Genomic DNA, 10789 nt, shown 5'->3' on the forward strand with positions numbered 1-10789 from the left:
GCGAAGCGTCCCGTGTATTCCTAGGACCTAGGACCTAGGACCTAGGACCCTATAACCTTCTTTTCACCTAGGATCCTAGAACCTTGTCTTATCACATATTCTCTTCCGCAAACTCTGCTAAGCGACTGCGTACTACGCCGTTGAGGTGAATGTTCGAACTGCCTTCAAAGTTTTTAAAGCGTTCAACCATGTAGGTCAAACCTGATGTCACCGGAGTGAGGTAGTGGGAATCAATCTGAGCCAAGTTACCGGAACAGACAATTTTAGTCCCTTCGCCACAACGGGTAATGATAGTTTTTATCTGTGATGCCGTTAAGTTCTGGCATTCATCAAGCAAGACAAACGCATTTTGAATTGAACGGCCTCGCATGAAGTTTATTGATTTAAACTGAATATTCGCCTTATCACAGATGTATTTCATTGAACCTTCGGTACAGTGATCATGCTTATGCAGCGCTTCTAATGTGTCAGTCACGGCTGCCAACCATGGCATCATTTTTTCCTCTTCGGAACCGGGTAAGAAGCCTATCGATTCACCAATATCAGGCGTGTTACGCGTGACGATGATTTTGTCGAACATCTTTTTCTCAATGGTTTGTTCAAGAGCGGCTGCCATAGCGAGTAGGGTCTTACCACTACCGGCAGCTCCTGTCAGAATGACTAAGTCAATCTCAGGATCAAGTAACGAGTCTAATGCCATCGCTTGATAAATATTCTTTGGCGTGATGTCCCAAGCACGGCGATGCATCATCCGCTCGCGGCTGAGGTCCAGCAGGGTCAGTTTGTCTTCGTTGATGGTTTCCACCCGGCCGGCAAAGTCGCTATCTTCATCAATAATATATTGGTTAATAAAAGTCGGGTCGAAAGGCTCTCGGCTAAGCTTATGATAAGTTTTTCCACCCAAGGAGTAACTTTCTACCTCTTCAATACCACTCCAAAATTCGCCTTCTCGTTGTTGGAAGCCTTTGGTCAGGTATTGAATGTCATCAATAAGTTGATCGGTGCGGTAGTCTTCTACAAAGCGTACACCTGCCCCTTTGGCGCGCAGACGCATGTTGATGTCTTTAGTGATAAGCACAACTTCACGTGGCGCCCGTTTGTTTTGCAGATAAAGCACCGCATTGAGAATGCGATTGTCACCGGCTTTGTCGGCGAAAGCTTTGACGGTTTCCTGCAATTCAAAATCCGCCAAAATAGAGATAGTGCCTTGATTAGGGTTTTCTTTGTTGACGGGAATGCCTTCCGAAATTTCATCCGGAGTCGCGTCTCTGAATAAATCTTCCAAAGCACGAATGGCAACACGTGCATCGCGCGCAACGTCCCGCTTGCTATCTTTGATTCTATCGAGTTCTTCCAGTACGGTCATCGGGATGACGACATCATGTTCTTGAAAAGAGTAAATTGCGAAGGGTTCGTGAAGTAGGATATTGGTGTCGAGTACAAACAGTTTCCGATCCGTATCGCCCATAGCGTCTCCTTGCCAACAAATATGGCTTTGCTTACGAGTGGTTAAGTCGCAAAAAATAGAAGAAACGACCTAACTCTAATTGCTTGCAATAGAGGTTTTCGAGCTACTGTACTGTTTGTCGCTTAGTGCGCAACTGAGTAGCAAGACAACGTATGCAAACCCGGGTTGATCCTAAACGTGTACCAATGCGTTTAAATTACATGCGATGGGATATGCAATGATTTTAAGCGCTCCTAACTAAGTATACGTAATAATTTCTTGGTGCAGCTTAATAATTGTCATGTGTTTTTTACAATTTGATTGCATTCCTAGTTTCGTAAAAAAAGTTTGTGCATAGAGCGGTTTGGACGTGACCTAAATCACAGCTTCAAGTAAGATTAGCGACCTTTTTCTGTGCGCAAGCTATGGCCGTTTTATCATACTGAATTGGCTAAACTAGGTTCTGTATTCAACGTACGGTAAGTTCAATCGATATAGCAGAAGCCAGAATCGGATCTAAACTATTATCCATGCCTTGAAAGGGGCGTGTGAAGACCAACAAAACACGAATCAAGAAATAACAACGAGGTAGTCATTCATGACATTTGCTTTGGGGCAGCGCTGGATTAGCGATACGGAAAGCGATTTAGGTTTAGGTACCGTAGTAGCAATGGATGCTCGTACCGTGACATTAATGTTCGCAGCATCAGAAGAAAACCGAGTTTACGCACGAACTGATGCACCCGTTACCCGAGTCACCTTTAATGTCGGTGATGTTATCGATTGCCAAGAAGGTTGGTCACTAAAAGTAGAAGAAGTGCTGGAAGACGAGGGGTTATACACCTACTTCGGTACGCGCGAAGACACGCAAGAAACTGCGGTTGTCCTGCGTGAAATTTTCCTCAGCAACCAAATCCGTTTCAATAAGCCTCAAGATAAATTGTACGCGGGTCAAATTGATCGCATGGATAACTTTGTTCTGCGTTACCGAGCGTTAACCAATCAATTTGAGCAGCACAAAAGTCCAATGCGTGGTCTGTGTGGTATGCGTGCGGGTCTTATCCCTCACCAGCTTTTTATTGCGCATGAAGTCGGTCGTCGTCACGCGCCGCGTGTTCTGCTTGCGGATGAAGTGGGCCTCGGTAAAACCATCGAAGCGGGGATGATCATTCACCAGCAGGTCCTGTCTGGTCGTGCTGAGCGTATTCTAATTGTGGTACCGGAAACTCTTCAGCACCAATGGCTTGTTGAGATGATGCGCCGTTTCAATTTGCATTTCTCTATCTTCGACGAAGAGCGTTGTATCGAAGCATTTGCCGATGCGGAAAACCCATTCGATACCCAACAATATGTGCTGTGTTCGCTCGACTTCCTGCGTAAAAGCCGTAAGCGGTTTGAGCAAGCGCTTGACGGTGAGTGGGACCTGTTGGTCGTTGACGAGGCGCATCACCTAGAGTGGAGCCAAGACAAACCAAGTCGGGAATATCAAGTGGTGGAAGGCTTAGCTGAGCGTACGCCTGGTGTACTACTGCTAACAGCCACACCAGAACAATTGGGTCGTGAAAGTCATTTCGCCCGCCTGCGTCTTCTGGATCCAGATCGTTTTTACGATTACGCAGCCTTTGTTGAGGAAGAGGAGCAATACGCCCCAGTTGCCGACGCGATTACCTCTCTCTTCTCTGAAGGGAAGTTGCCGAATGAGGCAAAAAATCAGATCACTGAGTTGTTGTCTGAACAAGATGTGGAACCGCTTTTCCGGATCATTGAAAGCAACACAGATGAAGAGTCCAAAGCGGCTGCACGTCAGGAACTGATCGACAACCTGATGGACCGTCACGGTACGGGACGCGTTCTTTTCCGTAACACGCGCGCAGCTGTCAAAGGCTTTCCGAAGCGAAACGTGCATTTGATGCCAATGGACATTCCACCACAATACACGACCTCTATGCGTGTTGCCGGATGATCGGTGGCAAGATTAGCCTGAAGCTCGTGCAATGAAGAACCTTTACCCAGAAGAAGTCTTCCAAGAGTTCGAAGGGGATGAGTCAAGCTGGTGGCAGTTCGACTCTCGAGTGAACTGGTTGTTAGACAAAGTAAAAGAAAAACGCAGCGAAAAGATTCTGGTGATCGCATCACGTGCGAGTACCGCTTTACAGCTAGAGCAAGCGTTACGTGAGCGTGAAGGCATCCGCGCTACGGTTTTTCATGAAGGCATGTCTATTCTTGAGCGTGACAAAGCAGCGGCGTATTTTGCTCAGGAAGAAGGCGGAGCACAGGTGCTTATCTGTAGTGAAATAGGCTCAGAAGGTCGTAACTTCCAGTTTGCGAACCAGCTTGTCATGTTCGATTTGCCTTTTAATCCAGACTTGCTTGAGCAACGTATTGGTCGCTTGGATCGTATTGGTCAAAACCGCGACATCGACATCCATGTTCCTTACCTAAAAGGAACATCACAAGCGATTCTCGCGCGTTGGTTTGATGAAGGTTTGAATGCTTTTGCGGAAACCTGTCCAACAGGCCGAGCCGTTTACGATGAGTATTCGGAAGCTCTGATTGAAATGCTGGCCTCGGGGGATGCGACTCCGCTTGAGGACATTATTGAAGCGTCCGCCAAAATGAATAAAGAGCTTAAATCGCAATTGGAGCACGGCCGTGATCGTCTGCTCGAAATGCACTCCAATGGTGGAGAAAAAGCGCAGAAAATCGTTGAGAAAATTGAGTCTACCGATGGTGATACCAACTTGGTGACATTCGCGTTGTCCCTGTTTGATACCATCGGTTTGAACCAAGACGACAAAGGTGAAAATGCGCTTGTTGTAACTCCGTCAGAGCACATGATGGTACCAAGCTATCCAGGTCTGCCATATGAAGGGGCGACGATCACTTTTGATCGTGAAACTGCGTTATCGCGTGAAGATATGCACTTTATTAGTTGGGAGCACCCGATGATTCAAGGAGGGATTGATCTCCTGATGAGTGAAGGTGTTGGGGCATCTGCCGTTTCTTTATTAAAAAATAAAGCGTTGCCAGTGGGGACGATTCTAGTTGAACTTATTTATGCGGTTGATGCACAAGCACCAAAACGCAGCGGTATTGCTCGCTTCTTGCCGAAGACACCTATCCGCCTGATGATGGATGCGCGTGGCAATGATTTGTCTGCGCAAGTTGAATTTGAAAGCTTCAACCGTCAGCTCAGCCCAGTGAATCGTCATCTTGGTAGTAAGTTAGTCACCTCCGTGCAAAAAGATGTGCATCGCTTGATTGAAGCGGGGGATGAACTGATTGAGCAAAAAGTCGAAGAGGCGCGTAAACAAGCACATCACGATATGCAGCAAAGTCTGAATGCGGAGTTGGAGCGTTTACAAGCTCTGAAAGCGGTCAACCCGAACATACGAGATGAAGAGCTTGAAGCGATAGAAGAGCAAATAAAAGCACTGACGGGTTACATCAACCAAGCTCAGGTTCAACTGGATTCTCTGCGTTTGATTGTGGTCAGCCATAACTAAACTTGAATTCATTGGCACAAACCAAGCAAAAGGCCTTCATTTTGAAGGCCTTTTTTCTACGCTTTTTTATTGGTTGATGTGGTGTAATTACATCAACCATTTCCACCAAATAAATACCGCTAAGAAGCCGAAAAGGTAAACTAGCCCCGCCATTGATAGCCACTTCAGTTTGCGTCCTACGGCTAACGTTTTCGGCAAATCGGTTTTACTCACCAGTATGTAGTTCAACAGCGCAAAGAATGGCGTGGTCATAAAGGCTAGGATCATGGCGAAGTTCAGCATTGGCAACAATGCTGATGCCCAAAAAATGACAATGCCTAATGCCAGTGCCGAGATAACGATCATGATCGTTGACGTTGTTTTAGGATTGGTGTCTGGCTGTGAACGCAGCAAACGTTGAGCGTCTGAAACAACGCGCGAGTAGCCATCAATCACGGTAATGGTACTGCCGAAAATGCAGAAGAACGCAATCACTGCAATCAGGTATCGAGACCACTCACCAATGGTTGAGGCGTATAAACCTACAAGCTGGTGGGAGAAGCCGACACCAGAACTTTGCAGTTCAACACCTGAGCCATACAACATTAATGAACCGAGCGATACAAACACAATGGCAAGCAATGCTGTACCAATGTAACCAACGTTAAAATCAAACAACGCATAACGGGGCGTCACTTCTTGCTCACTGGCTTGACGCTTTAACCAAGCTGAAGTTAGGCATGAAATTTCGATAGGTGCAGGCATCCAGCCCATGGTGACGACAATAAAGCCAATGGCTGCAATCGACCAAGGTGAAGGTGGCTCGAAGTTTGCAACTTGCTCAACCGGGCTTCCGAATGCTATAGCGACGGCAAGTAACGTCGAGATTGTGAGTACCGACATGATCACTTTAGATAGAGTATCTAATGCTTTGTAGTGACCTGCTAACAGGATCAACAAGCAAGTCACAATCACGATGCAACTCAACGAGGCCATGGATAAAGAAAAAGGAACGAAATAACCAAGTAAGCTGGCACTGAACATTAATAACGCAGCGGTATTAATGACGCCGGATACCGCGCTTAAAAAGAGAAATACCCACAAGTAAGACCGCCCCATTTTGGCATAGCCTTCTACGAGTGTATTGCCTGTGCCCATGGTGTACTGCACGCCTGCTCGGAAAAAAGGGTATTTAAAAAAGTTGACCAGCAGAATCAGTCCAGCAAGTTGCCAGCCATAGATAGCGCCGGCTTTTGTAGACGCCACGAGGTGAGAGCCACCGACGGCTGCTGAGGCCATAAGAATGCCAGGACCTAGCGAGCGAAAAAATAAGGAGAGTTTAGACTGGGGTGGCTTTTGTGTTGGTATTGCGGAATCCATGCTTCATTTCCTTGTTATTTTAATTGTATCCAAGAGGTCTTGGTAGGCACTGCACCGGATGATTTCAAATGAACGGCGGAAGTCATGGTGCGAGCGCGACGGTAATGTTTTAAATGATGTGTTTGAACCTGGTTAGACTTTATTTTGGCACATCCAGAGTGTGGTACTGCTGGTGTTGCAGGCTTACTTCTGCACTCTATAAATTTATCGCTTACATTGTCAAACTAATTTTACATAGCAAACTATTTTATTTTCTTTTTGCTTGTTGACTTTTTAATTTCTGCCAGACTTTTGTAGTGTTGCGTTCAAATGCAATGCGTTCTGGAACCGAGGTCGTTATAATCGCGTCGATTTTATTTTGATGAGACTTCACCGATGGCAATGCTTGAATATACGCCTCCTACAGACCCTTGGATTGATATCGTTTTTGAAGATGAAGATATCCTTGCCGTGAATAAACCTTCGGGCTTGCTATCCGTACCGGGACGATTAGCGGAGCATTACGATAGCATGTGGAGCCGTTTAAAAGCGTCATACCCAGATATTCAAGTAGTACATCGTTTGGATATGTCGACTTCTGGATTGATGTTACTCGCCAAAAATAAAACGGCTGAGCGGGCACTCAAAAAGCAGTTCCAGTACCGTTTGACCCATAAAGTTTATTACGCACGAGTGTGGGGGCATATTGAACAACAACAAGGTGAAATCGATCTTCCATTAATTTGTGACTGGCCTAATCGACCGAGGCAGAAGGTGTGTTTTCAAGATGGTAAACCTTCTCAAACCGTATTTCAGACAGTAAAACGAGAGGTGCACACGACGGGAGAAGAAACAACGATTGTCCGTTTGTTACCCATCACCGGGCGCTCTCATCAACTGAGAGTGCACATGCAAGCGCTAGGCTATCCGATTGTTGGCGATGAGTTTTATGCAAGTGCAGAGGCCCTCGCGTTCTCAAGCCGTTTGGAACTGCATGCTGCGGAACTGAGTTTCTATCACCCTGAATCACACGACTTAAGCCAAGTATTTGTGCCGTGTGACTTTTATCCTCAAGCCGAAACGATGATCTTTGACTATTTCAAACCAGAGCGTACATTACCAGATTACAAAACACTGCCTCATCCATAGTTATCTTCGTTTTTCCTGGGCAGTGAACAAGGAGTTGTTATGTCATTGCCGAATGTTGTTTTTCTCGACCGCGCTACTATCCCTGAACACATTCAGGTGCCACGCCCTAGCTTTGAGCATCATTGGATCGAATACGATCTCACATCGCCAGAGCAAGTCGTTGAACGGCTTCTCGAAGCGGATATTGTCATCACGAATAAAGCTGTAATTGACCAACATGTGCTGGAACAGCTTCCTAAGTTGCGTATGATTGCTGTCGCGGCTACAGGGTTTAATAACGTGGATGTGGATTATTGCGCAAATCACAATATTGCGGTGGCAAATGTACAAGGGTATGCCACTCGTTCGGTTCCTGAACATGTGATTGCTATGTTATTCGCTTTACGTCGAAACCTGTTTGGTTATCATCAAGATATCGCTGCAGGTGAGTGGCAACGCAACAAGCAATTTTGTTTTTTTACGCACCCTATTGGCGACATTGGTGGTAGCACTTTAGGTATCATTGGCAGTGGCGCTTTGGGCCAAGCAACCGCGCAGCTAGCGAAGGCATTGGGTATGCAGGTATTATTTGCTGAGCGAAAAGGCGCGTCTGAGTGTCGGGAAAACTATGTGCCGTTTTACGAGGTACTCAAACGTTCTGATGCGATTACGTTACATTGTCCTTTGAACGAACATACGCGCAATGCGATTGGAGAAACTGAGTTCCAGATGATGAAAGCGACAGCGATTCTGATTAATACAGGGCGTGGTGGTTTGGTTAATGAGCAGGCAACGATTGATGCGCTAAAATCTGGCACTATTGCGGGGGCTGGGTTTGATGTCTTTACTCAAGAGCCTGCGGATGAAAGTAATCCGTTGATTGCCAATATGAATTTGCCTAACTTACTGCTCACACCGCATGTGGCGTGGGGCAGTGATTCGTCGATTCAGAACTTAGCGAACATCTTGATTGAAAATATTAACGCGTTTGAACGTGGAGAAGCGCTTAATCGGCTAGTGTAAAGCGTTAAGACAGGTCAGATAAAAAAGCAGACATTGATGTCTGCTTTTTTGTTAAGAGCGAGTTTTTATTAAAATCGAAGCGTCGAATTAAAACTCTTCTTCGTTGAGCCCTTTAAGGATCTGGAAGATTTCACGGTATGCTTTTGCAGGCTTACCAGCTTGTTTCTCTTTTGCCGCTTGGCGAGCGAGTTGACGTAGGCGTTGACGGTCTGCTTCTGGGTACATTTCCATAACGTCATCAATCGCTTTATCCCCTTCCTCAACCACGCGGTCACGCAGCGCTTCCAGCTTGTGGAATACCGCAGTCAACTGAGAGTGTTTGTTACGAATCTTATCCAATGCGGCTTGGATAGGTTCTGGGTCTTCATAACGCATCAGTTTACCGATACGTTGCAGTTGGCGACGACGCGCTTCATTTTTAAAGCGTTGCGCATCGGCAATTGCTTCTCGCAGGTCTTCACTCAATGGAAACTTTTCTAGAACGGATGGTTTTAGGCCAACAAGCTCTTCGCCCAGCTTTTGCAGCTCTTCCATGTCGCGCTTCATCTCGGATTTACTTACCCAGATGATTTCTTCTTCTGGTTCCCATGGCGCTTTTTGATTCTTACGTGCCATTTCAGTTGCCTGTGTTTTGATTAATATTATGACTATTTTAACAAGAATCGTGGGGAGAAAGCGAAATTCTTGTTATCCTATTGTGCATTGAAGACAAGATGTGAAAGACAATGGATATTAAACAGCAGGTTGCTGAGCAACGTACCGAGCTAGAACACGCCGTCGCACAAGCCTTAAAGCTGGCTTCAGCAAAGTCGGATGCCGCAGAAGTCGCAATTACTAAGAGTACTGGGCTTAGTGTTTCTACCCGAATGGGGGATGTCGAAAATGTCGAATTCAACAGTGATGGCGCGCTTGGCATCACCGTTTACCGAGGTCAATGTAAGGGCAGTGCTTCCACGTCAGACTTGAGTGAACAAGCGATTGAGCAAACCGTAAAAGCCGCGCTGGATATCGCACATTACACATCTGAAGATCCTTTCGCTGGCCCTGCTGCAAAAGAGTTCATGGTTGATAATATTCCTGATTTGGATTTATTTCACCCTGACTCTCCAGATCCTGACTACGCCGCTGAAGTCGCGATTGCGGCTGAAAAAGAAGCATTGAGCTATAACAGTGCGATCAAGCAAAGTGATGGCGCCAGTTACGATAGTCATTACGGCGTGAAAGTCTACGGTAATAGCCATGGTTTACTCGCCAGTTATGCTTCTAGCCGCCACAGTACGAGTTGTTGTGTGATTGGCGTTGGACAAAATGGTGAGATGGAGCGTGATTACAGCTACACAGTGGCGCGCCATCGTGATGATTTATGGACACCAGAGATGGTCGGACGTAAAGCCGCGGAAAACACAATTAACCGCTTGGATGCGCAGCGTCTAAAAACAGGTCATTATCCAATTATGTTTGCTGCGGATGTCGCAACCGGGTTAATTGGTCACTTAGTCATGGCGATCAGTGGGGGAAATTTATACCGTCAATCTTCCTTCCTTCTCGATCATCTGAACAAACAAATTTTACCCGAGTGGTTCAACATTTCTGAGCGTCCACATGTCTTGCGTGGTTTAGCATCTAGCCCGTTCGACAGTGAAGGTGTCTACACTCAAGATCGTGAGATTATCACCGACGGCGTGCTTGCGACTTACCTGCTGACCAGCTACGCAGCACGTAAAATGAATATGCAACCAACGGGTCATGCTGGCGGTATTCATAACTGGTACGTCAAAACGACAGGTCAGAATTTTGAGCAAATGCTGAAAGAGCTGGGTACTGGTCTATTAGTGACTGAGGTGATGGGACAAGGCGTGAACGTTGTGACTGGTGATTACTCACGCGGCGCCGCTGGTTTCTGGGTTGAAAATGGTGAAATTCAATACCCAGTGTCTGAGATCACCATTGCTGGAAATCTGAAGGATATGTTCAATAAGATCGTTGCAGTCGGCAGCGATGTAGAAACACGTTCTCAAATCCAAACCGGTTCTATCTTGCTTGATAAGATGAAGGTTGCAGGAGAGTAGGTGATTAGGTCCTAGGGATAAACAAAGGTCCTAGGTTCTAGGTGAGGTTGTTGAAACTATTGTGCCAAACGGAGATGTTTGGCACTTTTGGTTTTAGATTACCGAGCGCTGCGCTTACGGAATACAGGGAAGGTCCTAGGGAAAAGAAAGGTCCTAGATTCTAGGTGAGGTTGTTGAATTTATTGTGTTTAATGATGAGTTTGATGCTTGTTGTTTTGGATTACCGAGCGCTTCGCTTCCTGATTACGGAAGAGTTTGACATTGAATGTCAGTGACCG

General features: G+C 46.2%; 6 protein-coding genes and 1 pseudogene. 4 read left to right on the forward strand and 3 right to left on the reverse strand.

What is annotated here, in order from left to right; translation table 11 throughout:
* Positions 1–91: 91 nt before the first annotated feature.
* A complete protein-coding gene (locus SU60_RS17690) occupies positions 92–1468 on the reverse strand; it encodes a PhoH family protein (protein WP_041156693.1) in 1377 nt (458 codons plus the stop codon).
* A gap of 577 nt (positions 1469–2045) precedes the next feature.
* Between SU60_RS17690 and rapA the strand changes: the two are divergent.
* Positions 2046–4953: pseudogene (gene rapA / locus SU60_RS17695) on the forward strand (RNA polymerase-associated protein RapA).
* Between the two features lie 87 nt (positions 4954–5040).
* On the opposite strand, the gene SU60_RS17700 reads toward rapA, so the two are convergent.
* The gene (locus tag SU60_RS17700) at positions 5041–6312 is read right to left on the reverse strand and encodes an NRAMP family divalent metal transporter (protein WP_041156694.1); all 1272 of its coding nucleotides are present in this window, start codon (positions 6310–6312) and stop codon (positions 5041–5043) included.
* Between the two features lie 375 nt (positions 6313–6687).
* Between SU60_RS17700 and rluA the strand changes: the two genes are divergently transcribed.
* Positions 6688–7440 (forward strand): bifunctional tRNA pseudouridine(32) synthase/23S rRNA pseudouridine(746) synthase RluA, encoded by a 753-nt coding sequence (gene rluA, locus SU60_RS17705; protein WP_041156695.1) that lies wholly within the window; start codon positions 6688–6690, stop codon positions 7438–7440.
* A gap of 39 nt (positions 7441–7479) precedes the next feature.
* Entirely contained in the window at positions 7480–8442 is a 963-nt protein-coding gene (locus tag SU60_RS17710) for a D-2-hydroxyacid dehydrogenase (RefSeq protein WP_041156696.1), read from the forward strand.
* Positions 8443–8529: 87 nt separating this feature from the next.
* On the opposite strand, the gene yjgA is transcribed toward SU60_RS17710, so the two are convergent.
* Complete coding sequence (yjgA, locus tag SU60_RS17715; protein WP_041156697.1) at positions 8530–9057, reverse strand: ribosome biogenesis factor YjgA; 528 nt, start codon at positions 9055–9057, stop codon at positions 8530–8532.
* Between the two features lie 110 nt (positions 9058–9167).
* Here yjgA and pmbA point away from each other — a divergent pair, with 110 nt between their 5' ends.
* Complete coding sequence (gene pmbA, locus SU60_RS17720; protein ID WP_041156698.1) at positions 9168–10511, forward strand: metalloprotease PmbA; 1344 nt, start codon at positions 9168–9170, stop codon at positions 10509–10511.
* The last annotated feature ends 278 nt before the right edge of the window (positions 10512–10789 follow it).

The organism is Vibrio mytili (assembly GCF_000830505.1).
GTDB lineage: Bacteria > Pseudomonadota > Gammaproteobacteria > Enterobacterales > Vibrionaceae > Vibrio > Vibrio mytili.